Annotated in this window: 1 protein-coding gene; it reads left to right on the forward strand. The window is 62.9% G+C overall.

What is annotated here, in order from left to right; all coding sequences use genetic code 11:
* The coding region (locus tag KQX66_RS38835; protein ID WP_253957676.1) for a 3-hydroxyacyl-CoA dehydrogenase NAD-binding domain-containing protein at nucleotides 1-423 on the forward strand (423 nt) is incomplete at both ends.

Consider the following 423-nt stretch of genomic DNA (forward strand, 5'->3'; position numbering starts at 1 on the left):
GGCTTCGAGCAGGTGGATATCGTGGTCGAGGCGGTGTTTGAGGATCTGGCGCTGAAGCAGAAGATGGTGGCCGAGGTCGAAGCGAACTGCGCGCCGCATACCGTGTTCGCCTCCAATACTTCCTCGCTGCCTATCGGTCAAATCGCCGAACAGGCCCAGCGGCCGCAGCAGGTGATCGGTCTGCACTACTTCAGCCCGGTGGACAAAATGCCGCCGGGGGAAGTGATCCCGCACGCCGGCACCAGCGAACAAACCAACGCCACCACCGTGGCGCTGGCGCACAAGCAGGGCAAGACCGCCATCGTGGTGGGCGGCAACGGCGGTTTTTATGTCAACCGCATCCTGGCGCCGTACATCAACGAAGCGGCGCGCTGCCTGCTGGAAGGCGAGCCCATTGAATCGCTGGACAAAGCGCTGATGGAC

The organism is Paenibacillus oleatilyticus, assembly GCF_018998565.1.
In the GTDB taxonomy this organism is placed as follows: Bacteria; Bacillota; Bacilli; order Paenibacillales; family NBRC-103111; genus Paenibacillus_G; species Paenibacillus_G oleatilyticus.